Annotated in this window: 1 protein-coding gene; it reads right to left on the reverse strand. The window is 68.6% G+C overall.

The annotated features are described in order from the left end of the window. The coding region (locus SB772_RS44450; RefSeq protein WP_410839082.1) for an alpha-2-macroglobulin family protein at positions 1-245 on the reverse strand (245 nt) is incomplete at both ends.

A 245-nucleotide genomic window follows, 5' to 3' on the forward strand; every position in this document is an offset into this window, starting at 1 on the left:
GCCGGCTGATCGTTGACGCGGAAACGCGACGGCCCGCTCCACTTCAGGTACAACGCCTTGTCCGAGCGCACATAGGCGGTACGCTGACCGACCATGCCGTCGGGCGCTGCCGCGCGCACGGTGATGCGCCAGCGCGCGAGCGAGTCCGGCATCTTGAAGGTCATCGTCGCGTGGCCGCTCGCGTCGGTTTTCAGATTGCCTTCCCACGCCGCCGTATCCTGATCGTCGCGGCGCGGCCGCTCCAG

The organism is Paraburkholderia sp. SIMBA_030 (assembly GCF_046535245.1).
In the GTDB taxonomy this organism is placed as follows: Bacteria; Pseudomonadota; Gammaproteobacteria; order Burkholderiales; family Burkholderiaceae; genus Paraburkholderia.